Source organism: Pseudoalteromonas sp. SG45-1 (assembly GCF_014164135.1).
Taxonomy (GTDB): Bacteria; Pseudomonadota; Gammaproteobacteria; order Enterobacterales; family Alteromonadaceae; genus Pseudoalteromonas; species Pseudoalteromonas distincta.
Window position 1 is genome coordinate 1 of sequence record NZ_JACJEP010000035.1, and the last position, 19,410, is coordinate 19,410.

The following is a 19,410-nucleotide window of genomic DNA, read 5'->3' on the forward strand; positions in this document are numbered from 1 at the left end:
GAAAATTACGCTAGAACTAGGCAAAAATTTTTGTATCTAGTTGTTCTAAATAAAAAATTTTTAACGACGTTATAGTGCAATTTAATTCGTTAAATTGATCAAAGATTTATGCAGGTTGGTATAATAGTTAGACCAGATACCTGTAAAAAACGCCTATAAAAAATGCCGCTAAGCTTAACTGAGCGGCATTATATTATTCAATAAGCTTTTAAAGAGGCCTATTAAAAACCAAATATTTTTAAATCAAAAAACTTAGTCGCCACTGTATTTATAAATATTACAGCTAGAATGACAGGAATAAACGTTGAAAGTGAAAAGTTAACGTACTTTTCCATCAAGCTTCCCGCATAATTAGGCGAACCTAAGCTTAGCTCTTGTGTTAAGCGTGCTTTTTTCCAGCGGTACATTACAAACAAACACACCATTAAGCCATTAAGCGGTAAAATTGTGTCGTAAAATACATCAACAATAATATCAAAAAAGCTCTTACTAACGCCGCCATAACTGGTGAAAGATGTAAGGCTGTCAATCATACCAAACGACATTGTACATAAAATAGTAAGTACACCGGTTGAAAGTGTAAGGATGCCCAGTGCTTTTTTACGGCTAATACCTTTACGGTCGCTTAGTGTTGCTGTCGGTACCTCCACTATTGAAACAAGTGAAGTAATCGCTGCAAAAAATACCAATAAAAAGAATGAGAACGCAACAATAGACGCACCTACATAGCCAATATCATTTTGCAGTGCTAATAATATTTTAGGTAGGTATACAAAAATCATTGATACGGACGAGTCAGAAAGTGCTGATGGGTCTGTATTTGGGTCAAAGCTAAATATCGCTGGCAACACCATTAGCCCCGCTACAAACGCAACGAGTGAGTCAGTAATAGCAACCATTTTAGCGCTACTGACAATGTCATCCTTTTTAGAAATATACGATGCGTAAGTCATTAAGATACCCATGCCCAAAGATAGCGAGAAAAACGCTTGGCTTAATGCGCCATTTAAGACACTTGCATTCATTTTAGAAAAATCAGGAATAATATAGTATTTAACACCGGCCATTGCGTTATCAAGCGTTAATACATAAGTAACTAGAGCTAGTAGCATAACTAATAAAGCGGGCATTAAAAATTTGGCGGCTTTTTCTATGCCTTGTTTAACACCACCTAACAAAATTAAGTTCACCATAATAACCACAACAGCCATATAACCAAACACAGTGTAACTATTAATAAAAACACCAAAGTGGCCAGGATCTGCAAGTAAATCTAAATTACCGAGGCCTGTTTGCGTTAAATAACCAAAGATCCAAACCGTAATCACCATATAAAATACAGCAATCATAAATGGTGTAAGCACCGCAAAAAAACCAGCTAACTTCCATTTTTTATCGTTATTAGATAATAGTTTGTACGAACCAAGTGGATCTTTTTGAGCATTACGACCCATTGCCATTTCAGCCATCATGACTGGTAAACAAATGAATATGACAAATAAAGCGTAAATTAATAAGAATGCGCCACCACCATTTTTAGTAGCAGAAACCGGAAAACCAACTAAATTACCAATACCAACAGCTGAACCGGCCGCTGCCATTATGAATCCAAGGCGGGAACTAAATCGTTCTCTATTTTCGCTCATGCATAAAACCTTTTTATTATTTTGTATATTTCAGCGACTCTACCAGTGTTACACAGAGATTTTCAAGCAATTACAGCTTAAAAATAAAATCGAAGTGTAAACCTGTGTAAATACGCTTTTAATTCACCAATTTTCAACGCTGTGGTAGTATTGCGTTAATCAAATTTAACAATTTTTATGAGATTCCTTATGTTGTACATGATTCACTCAACAGACGTTGAAAACAGCTTAGAGCTTAGAAAAGCAGCACGCCCGGGACATTTAGCACGCCTTAGTGAGCTTGATTCACAAAACCGTCTACTTACCGCCGGTCCATTACCGGCAGTCGATAGTGAAGATCCTCAAGAAGCAGGTTTTACCGGTTCATTAGTGGTTGCTGAATTTGAATCAATTGAAGCAGCTCGAGAGTGGGCAGCAGCAGACCCTTACGTTGCCGCTGGCATCTATGAAAATACAATTGTTAAACCTTTTAAAAAGGTATTTCCTGCTTAAAAAGTATTAAACCCTAGAGCGTGCGTTGCACTGTAATTCAGGGTTTGTTCACAGGTTTTTAATTAAAATTATCAGGATAAAAACGAATTTACCGTTTTTACTTGAATTTTAGTAACTTAGTTAATTAAACTAAGTGAGTCTGGTCTAGGAGTTTTCCATTATGCGCGTATTATTAAGCCTCGGTTTTATTGCTTGTGTTAGCTTAGCTAACTTTAGTCAAGCAGCAACCGCCACCCAAGCATCTCATGCTGAGGTGGACAAAAAGAAAGCCGTAATACTCGCAAAGAAAACAATTGGCGGTAAGACCTTAAAAATTACCGAAAAAACAGATTTTTATACCGTACGAATACTCAAATCTGACGGCCACGTCGTTGATTTACATATTAATAAAAAAACCGGCGAAGTGAAAAAGGATTAAAAATGCGAATTTTAGTTATAGAAGACGATTTACATTTAGCAGATAACCTACGTAATGCCTTAGAAAAAGAACGTTACAGCGTGGATTTATGCCACGATGGTGAAGCAGGTCTTTTCCACATTACAGAATACCCGCTTGATATGGCCGTAGTTGATTTAGGTTTACCTAAAATAGACGGTATTGAGCTAATTAATAAAGCACGAGCACAAGGCATTACTATTCCTATTTTAATCTTAACAGCGCGCGATCGCTGGCAGGATAAAGTAGAAGGTTTAGATGCAGGTGCTGATGACTACCTTACCAAACCATTTCATGTTGAAGAACTTATTGCACGTTGTAATGCATTAATTCGTCGCAGTGCTGGTAAAGCAAATCCAGAAATGACTGCGGGCCCAATTAAAATTCATACACGTTCTCAACAAGTATGGGTTGATGATAAAGAGCTTAGCCTGACAGCTTACGAGTATAAAGTACTTGAATACTTAATGGTAAATCCGCAAAAAGTAATTTCTAAATCAGAACTGACTGAGCATATTTACGACCAAGATTTCGATCTTGATTCAAACGTAATTGAAGTATTTGTACTACGTTTGCGTAAAAAGCTTGACCCTGATGGTGTGCTAAACCCAGTAGAGACACTACGTGGGCGTGGTTACAGGCTTAAAAGCCAGTGGTAATACCGCAAATATCGTTAAAAATAAGGCAAGGATTTATCCTTGTCTTTGTTTTATTAGTCGCACTCCCTATCTTATTTTATTCAATTGGCAAAGCGTATTACGCTTCACTTGTTGATGCGACTGAAAAAACTCTCGAAGCACAGCTTTACTCGCTAATATCTGAAGTCGACTTTACTGAGCATGGTATTATTATGCCCAGCACTATTTTAGCGCCTGAGTTAAACAGATTAAATTCAGATACCTACGCAATGATTTACCGAGATGATGATCCTGTTTGGAACTCAGAATCGGCTGTAAACTTAAACTATGTACCTCAACAAATAGAAACCAAAGCCGGTGCTGCCGATTTCAGGCGCGTGGAGTATAATAACACCGCGTACTGGCAACTTAGCCTGACTGTAATTTTAAATAACATAGATCAATCAGAACAAGCTCGCTTTATATTAGTTAAACGTAATGACGCTCTACTTCGTTTAATGGATGGCTTCAAGCAAACCCTTGTAGATTGGATGTTTATAATGGGCATTGCAATTGCAGGCCTGATGGCGATTGGTTTTATTTGGAGCGCTCGCCCACTCCAAAGACTCGATAAAGAAATAAAAGCAATTGAATCGGGTGATATTCAAGAAATTAAAGGCCTCTACCCTGTAGAACTGCAAACAATAAAAGCAGACCTAAATTTGCTACTTGAGTCGCAACAACGCCAAAAAGAGCGCTACAGAGCCTCATTAAGCGACCTTGCTCATGCACTTAAAACACCGCTTGCGGTACTTAAATCAAGTCCATTGGCAAACGATGCCGATGCACAAGAACAACTCGACCGAATTAATGTGATGATCGAGCACCAATTAAAGCGTGCTGCAACCGGTGCATCAGACACCTGGAAAAAACAAACACCTATTAAGCCAGTACTCGATTCAATACTCAGTGCTATGGCAAAAGTGTACCGTGATAAAGATATTATTTTTACCTGCACCGTAACCGAAAAAGATTACTTTTTAGGTGACCAAACAGATTTAATGGAATTACTCGGTAACCTGATTGATAACGCCTGTAAAGCGTGTCGCTCACAAGTAGCAATACAAGTTATTCAAAGCAAAACTTTGTGTATTGGAATTAGCGATGATGGTCCTGGCGTGCCAGAGGACAAACGTGAATCTCTACTTACACGGGGTACTCGTCTGGATACATACGAAAGTGGACACGGCGTAGGGATGGCAATTGTATCTGACTTGGTTAAGTCCTATCGCGGTACACTTACCATTACAGAAGCTGATAACTTAGGCGGCGCTCAATTTATTTTAGAGTTTAATTACAATGACAAAAAGTAACCATTTATTACAACTAACTGCCATTGTGTTATTAGCTTCAAGCCAATACAGCTTTGCAGATGAGACATGTACTTTAGCCGCCAAAGCAACAACCGATGAAGCTAAGCGATATATTCAATGCCTAGATAGCCAAATTAATAAAGCAAAACAAGCACAAGGCAGTTGGATACAAAAGCGTAAATATGAGCTAACTCAATCACAAGAAAGCACAGGCAATACGCAAGTACTGCCGTTATTCATGCGCAGCATTAAAAATAACGAAAAGTACCTTGAGAGCGCCTGCCAATGGCGTTACTTAATAAAACTTCCTAATGCGACAACCGCAACCATTAGCTATAAACTGTGTGAAATTGAGCTTATAAATCAATTTACAGAATCACTAAAACACCCATTTTGACGTAACTTAAGCACACTAAACTAGTTACGTTTCTTTACTCACTCCCTATAGCTTACTTGACAATTTATTCATACCAAAACAAACTACCTACTAGTAGATTGCTAAAAACTAATGGATAAACAGATGACCAAACCAGTAATTATTATAGGTGGCGGACTTGCTGGTTTATACAGTGCGTATAAATTACAACTACTTAATATTGAGTACTTATTATTAGAAGCTAAATCGCAATTAGGTGGCCGAATTTTTGCCGCGCAATCACCAATAAATAACGATGTTAGTTTTGATTTGGGTCCTACGTGGATATTTCCCCACCAACCAAAAATTCAAGCGCTAATAAAGTCACTCAACTTAAGTATATTTGAGCAATACCATAAAGGTGATGTGTTATATCAAGCACCTAACTTCAAACAACTTCAACAAATTGCAGGTGCTGGAGATATGCAACTATTTAGACTCAAACACAGCATGAATACCTTAATAACTGCCTTATATGAGCAGCTTAATCCTGATTCAATATTATTAGAACATCATGTCACTGAGCTTAAAAAAGGTGATAATAACTGGCTAATTACGGTTAATCACTTAGGCAATATAAAGCACTTTACTACTGGCAAATTAATTTCAGCAATTCCTCCTCGTATGGTTACAACGCATTTAACACCTGAACTATGGGCGACTCCAACACTCATAAACCGCCTTAGCAGCGTACCTACATGGATGGCAGGACAAGCCAAGTTTATAGCTACTTTTGAACATGCATTTTGGCGTGATAAAAACTTATCTGGGCAAAGCTTTAGCCGCGTAGGCCCTATGGTCGAGATTCACGATGCCAGTGCTGAGGATAGTAATTACGCCGCATTATTTGGCTTTATAGGTGTGCCCTACTTATCACGAAACCAAGTAACTCAAGAGCAATTAATTCAAGCCTGTGCCCAACAGCTCAGCTACTTTTATGGTAAGGATGCTGAAAAGGCAACCGGATACTTTATTAAAGACTGGGCAGAGGATAAATTTGTAGCTAATAAAGACGATCAAACTCAGCCTTCACAGCACCCAGAATTTGATTTTTCAAACTTGGAAGAGCAATTAAGTAACCTCAATATTCATTTTGTAGCGAGTGAGTTTGCAAAACAAGAAGCAGGATATTTAGAAGGCGCAATATACGCAGTGGATGACGCTATTAAATCGTTTATTAATTAATAGCCCTGTATTTATTGATAACTTAACCATCAAGGGTTTTAATTTTACAGCCCTTGATGGTTATAAATGTTAGTTATTTTTAGTAACGTCTTCACCACTGCCCAATAAAGTGGCAACCCACTTGCCTTCTGCACTGGCTTCTAGGGCTATTTTTACAATCATTGTTAATGGTACAGATAAAAGCATACCCACAGTACCTAATAACCAGCCCCAAAATATTAATGATAAAAACACCACTAACGTTGAAAGACCCAGCCCTTTACCCAAAAATTTAGGCTCTACAATATTACCCATTACCGTATTTATTGTTAAATATCCTGCAGCAACAAGTCCTGCCACTAATGGGCCTTGAGTAATAAGGGCAAGTAATACAGCTGGTACAGCCGCAATAATTGAACCTATATTTGGAATGTAATTGAACATAAATGCCAACACGCCCCAAAGCACAAAGTAGTCAACGTCTAAAATCCATAAGTAAAACGCAGCAATAATACCCGTCCCTAAACTTACTAGCGTTTTAATTGCCAAGTATGAATTAATAGATTCTAAAAAGCGGTCAATTTGCTTCATTTTACTATCAGGGTCTTCAAGTGCCATATGTATTTTCTTGCTCAGCATTGGCCCTTCAAACAGCATAAAAACAACCGTTAAAATAATTAAAAACATGTTTGCCATTACGCCACCTAACCCAGTGAGCATATTAGTGGCCACATCAACCATTTTGCCAGGGTCGAACATATTAATTAACTGATCTTTATTGATCAGTATGTTGTATTGAGATGCTAAATCGACCAGCCACACAAACTCTTCTTTAAGTTGTGTTTTATACTCAGGAAGCTGCTGAGAAAAGTCGTTGATAGATTGCCCTACAAGCCCGCCAAGGCTTACCCCTAAGCCAACTATAATCAGCACGACCAACATAACTGCAATGCCTTTAGGAATTTTGTAGCGCGCAAAAAACTTGATAAGCGGGTTACAAATAATGGCAATAAATGCCGCCAAAATAAACGGAATAATAATTACACTCGCGGCTTTTATTCCAGCGAGGACCACTACTAAGGAAGCAAAAACTATTAAGCTTTTATTTACTCCAGTTAAACTTGCCAATTTATTAATCCTTTTATTAACTATATCGTCCCAGTGTAAGGCAAAAGGTAATTAAATGAAATAATTACGAAGTGATCATAAAAGCCTGTTTTACGTATAAATTTGCAAAGCTGTTTGCTAGTGAGTATGTTTTTTAATCACTTGCTTCTATTTTATTGTAAGGATGAATAATGCATATATTTATAACTGGCGCGACCGGATTAATTGGTAAGCACTTATGCCCTTTTTTACTTCATCATAATACTGTTACTGTACTTAGCCGCAATCCAACTAAAGCAAACGTATTATTAGGCCACAAAGTTAAAGCCGTAAGTGACATTAGTGATGTTGACTTTAACACTGTTGATATCGTTATTAATCTCGCTGGCGAGCCGATTGTAAATAAACGCTGGAGCGACAAACAAAAGCAAATAATACGAAACAGTCGTATTGATATTACACAGCAAATTAGTGAAGCTATTAAAGCCTGTAGTATACCCCCGCATACTTTTATATCTGGCAGTGCAATTGGTTTTTATGGTCGACAAAATAGTAATCCTATTGATGAAACTTTTGAACGCCCACACGATGAATTTAGCCACCAGCTTTGTAAAGACTGGGAAAATGCAGCACTACTCGCCCAATCAGAACAAACCAGAGTATGCCTTTTGCGAACGGGTATTGTTTTAGCTAAAAAAGGAGGTGCACTTGGAAAAATGTTACCTGCTTTTAAATTATGCCTGGGTGGCCCGATTGGTAATGGCGAGCAAGGCATGTCGTGGATACACATCGACGATATGATTCAGCTAATACTCTTTATTATTAAACACCCAGAAATATCAGGCCCTGTTAACGCAACAGCACCCAACCCTGTAAGCAATGCTCAATTTAGTAAAAGCTTAGGCGAGGCGCTCTCTCGACCTGCATTTATCACTATGCCAACCCCAGTACTTAAACTATTAATGGGTGAAATGTCAGACTTACTAACAACGGGGCAATTTGTAATCCCTAAAAAGGCACTCGTTAACAATTATCGTTTTCATCATCCTGATATAAAATCGGCTTTAGAGAGCTTGGTTTAGCGGGCGTTAATATTCGTTCAGTTAAAATCCCTTTCAAATTAGATATATGGGTAAATTACTACTTTTTACCCATATTGACCTTTAAACATTAATACATAATAATCAGCAAGTTTTCCACACCAACCACGCCTATCTTTAATAAAAGAGAATCTTAAATGCTACACCTGCCTACTGTGATCAGTCTCTCTTTTATTCTTAACGTATTAATAGGCTTGTTTTTTTTATCCGTACATAACTTTAAAAAACAAACATCATTTTTATTATTTGGCCTAGCATGCATTACCTTTGCATTTGCCGAGTTACTTGCCTGTTTAAAGTTAGTAATAGACGCGCCTTTTATTACACACTATTTGGCTGATATTTTTATATTACTAAGTCCATTATTAATTATTATTGGGTTAAATAAATATAAGCACAGTAAGGCACTAAACTTAAAACCTCTTTATTGTCTCCTTGGATTAACGGGGGTTGCTTTATTACCCATATATTCAGACCCTGCAGGGCAAATGCTGACAAGCTTAATTATTTCGGTTTTATACCTATATTCCGCATATATTATTAAGCAGATGAACTTTGTAGCCACTTTGCAAAAAAAAGCGCTGATAGTTTGTTTTTCAATTCACAGCATTTTAATGCTCATACAAACAACACTATTGGCAATATCTATTTTTAGTATTAATTCGCCAAACTACATAGAGCCACTGCAACTTATCTTAAGTAGTCATTTAATTTTGGCCACTTGTAGCGCACTAATATTGCCATACCTGCTGGCTTCTAATACAGAGCATACACTTTCAAGCCTTGCTAACACCGATACTTTAAGCCAATTACTTAATCGCCGTGGCTTTTTTACAAAAAGTAAAGAAGCACTAAGTGATCCTAAGAATATAGACAAAAATGTGTCTGTTATTTTGCTCGATATTGATTTTTTTAAACGTGTAAACGATCAGTTTGGTCACGAAGCGGGCGACCACGCAATTAAGTGGATATCTCACTTTATTAAAGAGCAATTTTTAAATGTAGGTATTAGTGCCAGAATTGGCGGAGAAGAATTTGCCATTTTACTACCTGATTACACCCTTGGTGCAGCAAAAAGTGATGCTGAGCTATTAAGAAAGAATATAAGCACTCAAGCTTTTTATCATGAAAATCAGCATATAAAACTTTCCGTAAGCGCTGGGGTAAGTAATGCAATTAATGGGAATGCAACTATAAAAGAGCTGCTCGCTTATGCCGATAAACGCCTTTACTTAGCTAAAGAAACTGGCCGAGACAAAGTAGTAACCTTTGATGAAAAAAACTTACTCACGAAAAGTTAATTGCTTTTAAGTGACTTATAAGCGCATTAAAAACAACTATATTTAAACTACCATATTTTATCTAGCTAACATCTATCCATAAAAAAGCCCTTCATTAGAAGGGCTTTGGTATACACACAATAGAGTTAATAAACTACTTACAAGACAGCGTAGCTTCGTCCGCTTTATTTGGTACAAACTGAATATTAGCTACAGAAATTGATGCTTTACCATTGCTGTGTAAGCTAAATGGGCTTGTTAGGCTTGCAAAATTAACACCCTTATCAGCAAAACAACCTAAATCGATTGATACTGACTGCCATTTATTTTCAATAGTTTTATCAACTACGTTTGCTAAATCAATGCTTGCACCACACTCACCAGAACAAGTCATAGCAAGGGCTACATCGCTCGTTAGTGCTTCGTTTAATTTAATATCAAAGCTAATCACACTGTTTGCTTCAACGTAGGCAATGGTATCTTCTGCAAAGCTCGTTACTATTTCAGCACTGGCTTTTTCTGCACCGCTGAAGTTAAATTGGCGCGCGTCTTCTTGTACTGTTTTGTCCTCAGTACGGTATTTAATTGCACCAAATTCATGCGTACTACTCGATACATCTAAAAGCTCATCGCCCGATTTTAACAATAAGCGCCATGGTGCTACAGGTGCACCAACAAGTATATCCATACTAGTAAGCCCTGAGTTATCAAGTTTAGAGTCTTCATCAAGGTCGTCAGCTAGCACGTTTTTATCGCCATACGTTAAACCAAAACCATAAGGAAGTAATGGATCGTAATTTTCATCGCCTTTATTAACCGCAGTTTGTACCGCCGATTTAGGCCAAGAAAACGATAGTTTACCTTTAAAGTTATTTTGGATGGTGCCGTCTGCCGCTTTTAATAAAACATCAGCAATACCCGCACCTTCTGTACCAGGTAACCATGCAGCTACAAACGCATCAGATGCGTTAAGTTCGCTGTTCACCCACATAGGTCGACCTGAAATAAACACAGATACAACAGGAATGCCTTGCTCTTTTAACGAGCTTAAAAGTGCTAATGACTTTTTATTTCCGCGCTCAAACTCAAGGTTATCTTTATCGCCGTGCCCTTCCGCGTAAGGTTCTTCACCAAATACAACAATGGCAACATCAGGACGTTGTTCAAACGTACCATCAGCACTTAAAGTAACACTTCCACCTGCTGCAGATATTTGCTCTTCAAGCCCTTTGTAAATTGACGTTGCTCCAGGGAAGTCTGCATTTTTATTATTAGTCCCTTGCCACGTAATACTCCAACCACCCGACTGTTTGCCTATGTTATTGGCACCATCACCTGCAACAAGTACGCGTTGATTAGCTGCGATAGGTAATAGGTTATTTTTATTTTTAAGTAATACAAGCGATTCGCGCACAGCTTGACGTGCTACTTCGCGATGAGCTTGCGCGCCAATAAGCTCTGTTTTACCCGAGTAAAGACGCTTAGCCGGACTTGGTTTATCAAATAACCCAGCGCGTAACTTAACGCGTAAAATACGTGCAACCGCATCATCAATGCGGCTCATACTTATTTTACCTGCTTTTACTTGTGCAATTGTATTTTCATATAGCGGCTTCCACGCACCTGTTGGTACCATAAAAATATCAAGGCCAGCATTTACCGCTTCTGGGCAGCTTTCGTTAGTACAGCCTTTAATTTGCCCATGGCCGTTCCAATCACCCACTACAAAACCATCAAAACCCATACGTGTTTTTAATACATCTGTAAGTAAGTATTTATTGCCGTGATTTTTAACGCCATTCCAGCTATTAAAAGATGCCATAACAGATTGACTACCCGCCGACAAACCACCTACGTAACCTTGAGCATGAATATCAAATAGCGATTGCTCGCTGTCTATATTATTTCCCTGATCATCCCCATCAACGGTGCCGCCATCGCCAATAAAATGCTTAACCGTGCTAATAACGCGCTTATCACTTAAAAAGTCGCCATCGGCTTTACCTTGCAATCCATTTACAATCGCTGCTGAGTAATCGTGAACAATTTTTGGATCTTCAGAATAGCCTTCGTACGTTCTGCCCCAACGGTCGTCTCGTACTACTGCTACAGTGGGTGCAAATACCCAATCTATCCCCGTAGCCATTACTTCTACTGCGGTAATAGACGCTATTTGCTCTATTAAATCTGGGTTATTAGCAGCGCCTAAACCAATATTATGTGGAAAAAGTGTCGCGCCAATTACGTTATTATGACCATGTACTGCATCGGTGCCCCACATAGTCGGAATTTTGCTGCCATCCACTGAGTTATCAATAGATGCTTGATACATTTTTTCTGCAAGTGCAACCCAATCCTCTGGCGTTGCATGCTTATCGCCATTAGGAAAAGCACCACCGCCATTAAGGTAAGAGCCAAAACCATATTTACGCATGTCTTCAACGGTAATATCACGAATTTCTGGTTGAATCATTTGCGCTACTTTTTGCTCAAGCGTCATATTTTCTAAAAACGTGACAATTTGAGCTTCAATAGCAGGGTCTTTTTTCACTGCAATTGAAAGCTTTGGCCAAATTTTCTCAAGCTTTGATTGCGCTTCAACATTTACTTTTTCAACATTGCTTTCGTTAGTACATCCGCTTAGTGCAGTAACACTTCCTACTAACGTTGCAATTGCTAATGCATTAAGTTTAAAAGTCGTTTTCATTATGATGGCTCCTTCACTAATACTGGTTTGCTGCCTCGTAGGCCGTAAAAAACAATAAATATGTAACATAAAATAGGTAAAACATACGAAAGTTGAACACCCACACTATCAGCAAGCGCACCTTGTAAAAGTGGCACTATTGCACCACCTACAATCGCCAAACACAAAATACCAGAGCCTTGAGCGGTATGCTTACCAAGTCCATTTAACGCTAAACTAAAAATAGTTGGGAACATAATCGAATTGAATAAACCAACCAATAGTATTGACCACATTGCTAATTGACCCGACGTGCTCATGGCAATAATGACTAAAATAATAGCCATGGTTGCGTTAAAGCCAAGTACTTTACCTGCGGGTAGTTTTTGCATTACAGCAGCACCAATAAAACGCCCAACCATAGCACCACCAAAATAATAAGTGATGTAATGAGCTGCAACATTCTCTTTTAGCCCTGCTATATTTTCTTGTGCTAAAAAGCTTACTAAAAAGCTACCAATTGCCACCTCGGCGCCTACATACATAAATATACCCACAGCACCTAATACAAGATGGCGATACTGCCAAGCACTGCCTTCAATTGCCTCTGATTTTTCGGCTTCTGCTTTTTGCTCGCTCATAATGTCTGGTAATTTAAGCCAAGCAAAAATACCGGCTAGTAAAATAAGCATTGCAGCTAAAAGGAGGTAAGGAAGTTGAACTGACTCTGCATTTTGAGCCGGTGTTAAAAAGGCTTCTGACGCTGAGTCTAGAATTAACAGAGCACCAAATGATGGCGCAACAGTGGTACCTAATGCATTAAAAGCTTGGGTAAGCGTAAGTCGAGATGACGCAGTTTTTGGTGAGCCCAACAAACTTACGTAAGGATTAGCAGATACTTGCAATAACGTTATGCCGCTGGCAAGTACAAATAAAGCGAATAAAAATACAGAGTAACTATGTAAAGACGCTGCTGGGTAAAATAAGATACACCCTACTGCCGCAATTAAAAGCCCAACCACGATTCCTTTTTTATAACCAAGCTTTTTAACAATGTATCCACTAGGGAGTGACATTAAAAAGTAAGCGCCAAAAAAGCAAAACTGCACAAGCATTGCTTGAACATAAGTTAAATCGAAAACCGCTTTTAAATGCGGAATCAAAATATCATTTAAGCAGGTAATAAAACCCCACATAAAAAATAGTGAAGTTAAAGATGTAAGTGCAAAACCATAGTTTTTATCTTGGTGGTTTTGCGACTGTGTGTGTGATGTCAGTGGTGCTGAACTAGCCATGTGCTCTCCGCAATTTATTATTATAAATTGATCTTCAGTAAGTAATTAATACAAACCCCGCTAAGGCGCAGTATTAAAGAGTTGACCTGAAGATTAATTAACATTAATCTAAAAATGTAAGCGCTTTCACGGCTAATTAAATACGAACATGTTACATATTTCAACAACTTTTATTTTTAATAATGTTTTGTAACCGCTGAAAGTCAGTAAAAATAGGCGCTAAGCGTGCAATTAAGTTCTCAAAAAGGTTTGTAACCAATGACAAAAATATCATTACCATTTAATTCACCTCTATTAACAAAAGACTTTGTTTATGGTGTAGCAACAGCATCATTTCAGATAGAGGGCGGGTATGAGCATCGCTTACCGTGTATTTGGGATACCTTTTGTAGTACTGCAGGTAAAATTGCTGATAATTCACATGGTCATATTGCCTGCGATCATTACAACAATTGGCAACAAGACATAGATTTAATAGAGTCTCTAGGTGTTGATGCTTACAGGCTTTCTATTTCATGGCCTCGCGTTATGACTCAAGACGGAAAGTTAAATCCTGTAGGCGTTAAGTTTTATACTGATATTTTAGATGAGCTAAAACGAAAAAATATAAAAGCCTTTGTTACTTTGTATCACTGGGATTTACCGCAACACCTTGAAGATGAAGGCGGCTGGCTTAACAGAAAAACAGCTTATGCATTTGAGCAGTACGTAGAACTAATTACTAACGCATTTGGAACACGAGTGTATTCTTACGCTACATTAAACGAACCCTTTTGCAGCGCATTTTTGGGTTACGAAATTGGCATACATGCCCCAGGTCTAGTAGGCAAGCAGTATGGTAAAAAAGCAGCTCATCACTTATTACTCGCTCATGGTCTGGCTATGAACGTGCTAAATAAAACATCGCCTGATACTCAAAACGGCATTGTGCTTAACTTTACACCCGCCTACCCGCTTACAGATACTCAACAAGACATAGACAGTGCAAAATACGCTGATGACTATTTAAATCAGTGGTACATGAAACCAATAATGGACGGTAAATACCCTGATATAATTAACCAACTACCTGAGGATCATTTACCAGAAATACACCCAGGTGATATGGAATTAATTTCTCAGCCAATTGATTACTTAGGCATTAACTTTTATACCCGCCAAGTTTATAAGGCGCATCCTACTGACATTTATGAACCCATTGCACCTACAGGTCCGTTGACTGATATGGGATGGGAAGTTTACCCGCAATCGTTCACCGACCTGCTCGTATCGCTTAATAAAACATACACCTTACCGCCTATTTATATAACCGAAAATGGTGCAGCAATGCCCGATACGTATAATAATGGTGCAGTTAACGACTTAGACCGTTTAAGTTATTATAATACTCATTTAAACGCGGTTCATAATGCAATTGAACAAGGTGTTGTTATACATGGCTACTTTGCTTGGAGTCTAATGGATAACTTTGAATGGGCTGAAGGCTATTTAAAACGTTTTGGTATTGTGTATGTAGATTATAAAACCCAGCAACGCACTATTAAAAAAAGTGGCTTAGCTTATAAAGAACTCATCTCTAAAAGATAAGAGCATATCCATAACTAAAAACAAGTATAAAGCGGGATAAATAATCATGGTCAGTGTAAAAGAAAAAATAGCGTATGGCTTAGGCGACACCGCCAGTAATATTATTTTTCAAACAGTTATGATGTTTTTAATGCTGTACTACACAGACGTAGTGGGTTTATCACCCGCTGTTGTCGGTACTATGTTTTTAGCAGTACGTATTTTTGATGCTGTAACCGACCCATTAATGGGCAACCTTGCTGACAAAACACATACGCGCTGGGGGCACTTTCGCCCCTACCTACTTTGGCTTTCGCTTCCTTTTGCCATTATTAGTATTTTAGCGTTTACTACGCCTGATTTAGAAGGCACCGATAAAATAATTTACGCCTTTACTACTTACACACTACTTATGGTGGCTTACACCGCTATCAATATTCCTTATTGTGCATTGGGCGGTGTACTTACTGCAGATGTAAAAGAGCGCGTGACTATTCAGTCTTACCGGTTTGTATTTGGTATGTTAGGCGGCGTAATAGTAGCGGGTTGTACTATGCCAATGGTTGAGTACTTTGGCCAAGGCGATGCAGCTAAGGGCTATCAATACACCATGACTGCAATGAGCATTTTAGGCTTTGTACTTTTTTTACTTTGTTTTTTAGGCACAAAAGAGCGTATACAACAGCCAAAAGAGCAAAACATTCCTTTTGCCCAAAGTGTTAAAGCATTAATTAAAAACGATCAATGGCGAACACTTTGCTTAGCTGCGTTTTTTTTACTTACCGGTCAAGTATTAAGGCTTACGCTTGCTGTTTACTACGTAAAATACTATTTAGGTCGAGACGATTTAATCACCTTATTTATGACACTAGGCGTTGCAGCAAGCATGCTAGGGTGTGCTTTAGCTCAACCGCTTGCAAAGCGCTTTTGTAAAATAAAAGCCTATATAAGCTTACAAGTTATTGCCGCCGCTATTTGTGGTTTTAGTTACTTTATTAGTAAAGATCAATTAGTACTCGCATTTACTGCCTTTATTTTATGGAAATTCTTTTTAGATATGGCAACCCCTTTGTTGTGGGCAAAAATGGCCGACACCATAGATTACGGGCATGAAAAAACAGGTGTACGCATTACGGGTTTAGTTTATTCAGGCGTCATATTTTTTATTAAAATGGGCGTGGCGGTAGGCGGCGCAATTGCAGGCTGGTTGTTATCTTTTTACAGTTATCAGGCCGATGTAGTACAAACACTTGATACTCAACACGGTATTTTACTTTCATTTACTGTGTTACCTGCTTTTGGATCTTTATTTGTTGCCTACATAATGAAAAAATATACACTGACTAATCAGGTTGTTGAAAATATTCAATCTAAACTAACACCTAGTTAAGATATATACTCTAAGGTATTATTTAGCCGAAGTAGTTAAGGATAAGCGAGTGAACAAATAACATGGCAACAATTTATCAAGTCTCAGAGCTTGCGGGCGTATCGTTAGCCACCGTTTCTCGCGTGATGAACAAAAATACCCGTGTAAGCGATAAAACCAAACAAAAAGTGCTTGATGCCATGGAGCAGCTTGGCTACAAGCCTAACTCAATAGCGCAATCTTTAGCCTCTAACTGTACTAACAGTGTCGGTATTTTAGTGTCTGAGTTACATGGTCCTTTCTTTGCCCAAATGATGGCAGGTATTGAGTCGGAGCTTCGTGCTGCGGGTAAACACGTTATTATTACCACCGGGCACAGTGAAGAAGACAAAGAACAAGAAGGCATTGAGTTTTTAATTAGCAGACGCTGCGATGCTATTATTTTGCACGTTGAAGCCGTTTCAGACGACTACCTAATAAAACTAAGTAAAGGCTCTACGCCCGTTTATTTAATGAGCCGTTACGTAGAGCAATTAAAAGACAACTGTATCAGCCTAGATAATCAATTAGGTGGCTACCTAGCCACTAAATCGATATTAAATCAAGGCCATACACAAATAGCGTACATTGCAGGTCCGCAGTTTAAAGCCGATGCTTTTAACCGCTTAGAGGGTCATAAACAAGCACTCACAGAGACTGGTATTAAATTTGATCCTGCGCTTTATTACATTGGGGACTTTAACGAAACCGGCGGTAGTAAAGGCTTAAAACATTTTATTGATGAAAAACTTAGCTTTACTGCACTGGTATGCGCCAATGACGAAATGGCCTCCGGTGCCATGAAGTATGCACGAGAGCACGGTTATAACTTACCAATTGATTTATCGATTGTTGGATTTGATAACGTTATTTTTGCAAACTACCTATACCCTACACTCACGACCATAGATAATCCGGTCGGGAAAATGGGCGAAATGGCAGCTAAATTAGTGCTTAAAGACGTATATCAAAATAAAAACCTCGTTATAAATCGCTTTTTTGAACCTACTTTAATGCAGCGCGATTCATCAGCACCACTTATTAAATAAAAACCAAAGACTAAAAAAGAGTACTGATTTTGGTACAAAAAAAGCGGCTAAATGCCGCTTTTTGTATGTGAGCTACTTAACAATCCAAGGCGTTACTTTAATAACGTTCGATATATCGCCAAGCACTGCGCTATCATCTTCCCAGCTATCTTTAACTGCAAAATAACACACTGACTTTTCACACATTATGCTCTTATCATCAAATTGCATTGGGCTTTTAAATGTAACTGCTACGCCCTTTTGCTCTGGTAATAAAAACCACATTAATTTACTTACAAAAAAGCCCGATAAATCAGTTAACAGCTCATCAAGTTCTTCGTTAATGGTATATAACGACTGCTTTGAAAATGTTAAATCTTCAAGTTCGTTTGCTTCTATTTGAAGTTTTAATTGGCAATCATGATCTGGATTTTGTGGCTGCACCACAATGACGGCTTTATCTGTATCAAGTTGCTTATCGAACGGTAATAATAGCTGTGCTTTATCGGTGAAGTTAAGTGGGTACTCGTTTCTTTCAGTTAAAATAGTGCCGCTTTTAATGGCACACGCTTCATTAGTTGCTATATCACTTATATAAAAATTAACTCGCGCATATTGGAAGTCGCCTTTGTTAACAACTTTTAATCGGTCATAAAAACCGTCATACGACATAACAAATTCTCTTGCATTAACATTAAATGCACTCATGCCCAGCAGCACTAACGCAATGGCGTTGGTGCAATTAAAAATGTATTTATTCATCAAAGTAGGCTCTATTTTGGCTAATCATCGTGTTTAGCTCTTCTATATACGCTTCACCGCGCTCAGAGTAAGACATTAAACCATGTGTAAGTTCAGTCGCTAAAATTGGTTTTTGCTCAAGACGTAAGTTTTCACGTATTGCGCGCAAATCTTTATAAGCAGGATGCGTATTTATGTTTTTAAAATAAGAGTTTATAGCAGCTCTTACCGATTTAAACGCAGCAACTTCGTGTGCAGCTCCAGTATTACGGCGTTTTGGTACCATGCCACAACCTTTTGTGTAACACCACTGACCAAAAAAGTTAAGGCCAATACGTGCAAAACGCGATGTGCCCCACGCCGATTCATTTGCAGCTTGCATAAGCGCTAATTCTTTAGGGATTATATCAACACGGCGTAGTGCTTGCGTAAGTATTAGCGTATCAATGGTGGTTGGTAAACCGTACGACTTTAATATTGCTGCAATATCTTTGCTTTGTTTAGATTGCAGTGGCTCGTTACCCTCAAGCATCATGCGTGCTATTTCAAGCTTAGCGCGTTGCTGTAATATTTTTTTGTTTTCGGCTTCAACGTGCGGACGAATAAAGCTAAAAAATGCATGTTTTTTTTCTTTAACATCACTAAATTCTGAAAACTTTGGCAGTTTTACATTATGTAATGGTTTTTCTTTTTTCTTCACTTTTTTTGGTTGTTCTGACGTTTGTTCATCTAGTTCAACATCATCATTTTGTATAAACGGATATGCAAGCGCCCATACAAAAAACACGGTTAGTAAAAGCTTAAAAATCGTTTTTAACATGTATTCTCTCTTTGAAACAACAACTATGCATGGTTAATACACAAGCATACGAAGGCGCATTATACCTAAGCCACTTTATAAACGCGAATAACTGGGGTTTGATGACCTTTTACGGTTGAATTTTCAGCAGTTTATTTGGGTTTTAGATAAAACAGAGCCTATGTAGTGCATTTGTTCATTCGCAATTTATAAGTCCATGGGTATACTGAGCAAAGTTTAATAATATTAACTATGTG

The 19,410-nt window shown here is 38.2% G+C and carries 17 protein-coding genes; 11 read left to right on the forward strand and 6 right to left on the reverse strand.

Going from position 1 to position 19,410, the window contains the following annotated elements; genetic code table 11:
- Positions 1–221: 221 nt before the first annotated feature.
- Positions 222–1,646: a sodium-dependent transporter gene (locus H5117_RS18865; RefSeq protein ID WP_024606454.1), complete on the reverse strand. Its 1,425-nt coding sequence runs from the start codon at positions 1,644–1,646 to the stop codon at positions 222–224.
- 189 nt (positions 1,647–1,835) lie between these two features.
- Between H5117_RS18865 and H5117_RS18870 the strand changes: the two genes are divergently transcribed.
- From H5117_RS18870 to H5117_RS18895, 6 genes are all read left to right on the forward strand, one after another.
- Entirely contained in the window at positions 1,836–2,138 is a 303-nt protein-coding gene (locus tag H5117_RS18870; RefSeq protein ID WP_182738885.1) for a YciI family protein, read from the forward strand.
- 160 nt (positions 2,139–2,298) lie between these two features.
- Complete coding sequence (locus H5117_RS18875; protein ID WP_024594903.1) at positions 2,299–2,556, forward strand: PepSY domain-containing protein; 258 nt, start codon at positions 2,299–2,301, stop codon at positions 2,554–2,556.
- Between the two features lie 2 nt (positions 2,557–2,558).
- Positions 2,559–3,233 carry a response regulator transcription factor gene (locus tag H5117_RS18880; RefSeq protein WP_002959806.1) on the forward strand — a complete coding sequence of 225 codons (675 nt, stop codon included), beginning with the start codon at positions 2,559–2,561 and terminating at the stop codon, positions 3,231–3,233.
- Positions 3,227–4,564, forward strand: coding sequence for an ATP-binding protein (locus tag H5117_RS18885; RefSeq protein ID WP_002959804.1), 1,338 nt, complete (start codon positions 3,227–3,229; stop codon positions 4,562–4,564). Before H5117_RS18880 ends, H5117_RS18885 begins: the two co-directional genes overlap by 7 nt.
- Complete coding sequence (locus H5117_RS18890; protein ID WP_182738886.1) at positions 4,551–4,961, forward strand: hypothetical protein; 411 nt, start codon at positions 4,551–4,553, stop codon at positions 4,959–4,961. Before H5117_RS18885 ends, H5117_RS18890 begins: the two co-directional genes overlap by 14 nt.
- A gap of 123 nt (positions 4,962–5,084) precedes the next feature.
- On the forward strand, positions 5,085–6,164 hold the full coding sequence (locus H5117_RS18895) for an FAD-dependent oxidoreductase (RefSeq protein ID WP_182738887.1): 1,080 nt from the start codon (positions 5,085–5,087) through the stop codon (positions 6,162–6,164).
- 69 nt (positions 6,165–6,233) lie between these two features.
- On the opposite strand, the gene H5117_RS18900 is transcribed toward H5117_RS18895, so the two are convergent.
- Positions 6,234–7,271, reverse strand: a complete 1,038-nt coding sequence (locus tag H5117_RS18900; RefSeq protein WP_024595420.1) for an AI-2E family transporter — start codon at positions 7,269–7,271, stop codon at positions 6,234–6,236.
- A 170-nt stretch (positions 7,272–7,441) separates the two neighbouring features.
- Here H5117_RS18900 and H5117_RS18905 point away from each other — a divergent pair, with 170 nt between their 5' ends.
- A complete protein-coding gene (locus H5117_RS18905) occupies positions 7,442–8,332 on the forward strand; it encodes a TIGR01777 family oxidoreductase (RefSeq protein ID WP_182733739.1) in 891 nt (296 codons plus the stop codon).
- A 155-nt stretch (positions 8,333–8,487) separates the two neighbouring features.
- A complete protein-coding gene (locus tag H5117_RS18910; RefSeq protein ID WP_182692543.1) occupies positions 8,488–9,651 on the forward strand; it encodes a GGDEF domain-containing protein in 1,164 nt (387 codons plus the stop codon).
- A 133-nt stretch (positions 9,652–9,784) separates the two neighbouring features.
- On the opposite strand, the gene H5117_RS18915 is transcribed toward H5117_RS18910, so the two are convergent.
- Complete coding sequence (locus H5117_RS18915) at positions 9,785–12,337, reverse strand: exo 1,3/1,4-beta-D-glucan glucohydrolase (RefSeq protein WP_182738888.1); 2,553 nt, start codon at positions 12,335–12,337, stop codon at positions 9,785–9,787.
- A complete protein-coding gene (locus tag H5117_RS18920; RefSeq protein WP_182696455.1) occupies positions 12,337–13,611 on the reverse strand; it encodes a sugar MFS transporter in 1,275 nt (424 codons plus the stop codon). Before H5117_RS18920 ends, H5117_RS18915 begins: the two co-directional genes overlap by 1 nt.
- Before the next feature lie 258 nt (positions 13,612–13,869).
- Between H5117_RS18920 and H5117_RS18925 the strand changes: the two genes are divergently transcribed.
- The 3 genes from H5117_RS18925 to H5117_RS18935 all read left to right on the forward strand — a co-directional run bounded on the left by H5117_RS18925 (position 13,870) and on the right by H5117_RS18935 (position 17,634).
- Positions 13,870–15,198 (forward strand): GH1 family beta-glucosidase, encoded by a 1,329-nt coding sequence (locus H5117_RS18925; RefSeq protein WP_182696454.1) that lies wholly within the window; start codon positions 13,870–13,872, stop codon positions 15,196–15,198.
- Between the two features lie 46 nt (positions 15,199–15,244).
- A complete protein-coding gene (locus H5117_RS18930; RefSeq protein WP_182738889.1) occupies positions 15,245–16,567 on the forward strand; it encodes a glycoside-pentoside-hexuronide (GPH):cation symporter in 1,323 nt (440 codons plus the stop codon).
- A gap of 62 nt (positions 16,568–16,629) precedes the next feature.
- Entirely contained in the window at positions 16,630–17,634 is a 1,005-nt protein-coding gene (locus tag H5117_RS18935; RefSeq protein WP_182724615.1) for a LacI family DNA-binding transcriptional regulator, read from the forward strand.
- A gap of 72 nt (positions 17,635–17,706) precedes the next feature.
- On the opposite strand, the gene H5117_RS18940 is transcribed toward H5117_RS18935, so the two are convergent.
- Both H5117_RS18940 and H5117_RS18945 read right to left on the reverse strand, forming a co-directional pair.
- Complete coding sequence (locus tag H5117_RS18940; RefSeq protein ID WP_259395138.1) at positions 17,707–18,375, reverse strand: DUF2987 domain-containing protein; 669 nt, start codon at positions 18,373–18,375, stop codon at positions 17,707–17,709.
- Positions 18,368–19,174, reverse strand: coding sequence for a glucosaminidase domain-containing protein (locus H5117_RS18945; RefSeq protein ID WP_182724616.1), 807 nt, complete (start codon positions 19,172–19,174; stop codon positions 18,368–18,370). Before H5117_RS18945 ends, H5117_RS18940 begins: the two co-directional genes overlap by 8 nt.
- Positions 19,175–19,410: the final 236 nt, after the last annotated feature.

Bases quoted from the DNA above. Each gene is read 5' to 3' on its own strand.
- H5117_RS18865 (WP_024606454.1), bottom strand. From the start codon at position 1,646: ATGAGCGAAAATAGAGAACGATTTAGTTCCCGCCTTGGATTCATAATG.
- H5117_RS18870 (WP_182738885.1), top strand. From the start codon at position 1,836: ATGTTGTACATGATTCACTCAACAGACGTTGAAAACAGCTTAGAGCTT.
- H5117_RS18875 (WP_024594903.1), top strand. From the start codon at position 2,299: ATGCGCGTATTATTAAGCCTCGGTTTTATTGCTTGTGTTAGCTTAGCT.
- H5117_RS18880 (WP_002959806.1), top strand. From the start codon at position 2,559: ATGCGAATTTTAGTTATAGAAGACGATTTACATTTAGCAGATAACCTA.
- H5117_RS18890 (WP_182738886.1), top strand. From the start codon at position 4,551: ATGACAAAAAGTAACCATTTATTACAACTAACTGCCATTGTGTTATTA.
- H5117_RS18895 (WP_182738887.1), top strand. From the start codon at position 5,085: ATGACCAAACCAGTAATTATTATAGGTGGCGGACTTGCTGGTTTATAC.
- H5117_RS18905 (WP_182733739.1), top strand. From the start codon at position 7,442: ATGCATATATTTATAACTGGCGCGACCGGATTAATTGGTAAGCACTTA.
- H5117_RS18910 (WP_182692543.1), top strand. From the start codon at position 8,488: ATGCTACACCTGCCTACTGTGATCAGTCTCTCTTTTATTCTTAACGTA.
- H5117_RS18915 (WP_182738888.1), bottom strand. From the start codon at position 12,337: ATGAAAACGACTTTTAAACTTAATGCATTAGCAATTGCAACGTTAGTA.
- H5117_RS18920 (WP_182696455.1), bottom strand. From the start codon at position 13,611: ATGGCTAGTTCAGCACCACTGACATCACACACACAGTCGCAAAACCAC.
- H5117_RS18925 (WP_182696454.1), top strand. From the start codon at position 13,870: ATGACAAAAATATCATTACCATTTAATTCACCTCTATTAACAAAAGAC.
- H5117_RS18930 (WP_182738889.1), top strand. From the start codon at position 15,245: ATGGTCAGTGTAAAAGAAAAAATAGCGTATGGCTTAGGCGACACCGCC.
- H5117_RS18935 (WP_182724615.1), top strand. From the start codon at position 16,630: ATGGCAACAATTTATCAAGTCTCAGAGCTTGCGGGCGTATCGTTAGCC.
- H5117_RS18940 (WP_259395138.1), bottom strand. From the start codon at position 18,375: ATGAATAAATACATTTTTAATTGCACCAACGCCATTGCGTTAGTGCTG.
- H5117_RS18945 (WP_182724616.1), bottom strand. From the start codon at position 19,174: ATGTTAAAAACGATTTTTAAGCTTTTACTAACCGTGTTTTTTGTATGG.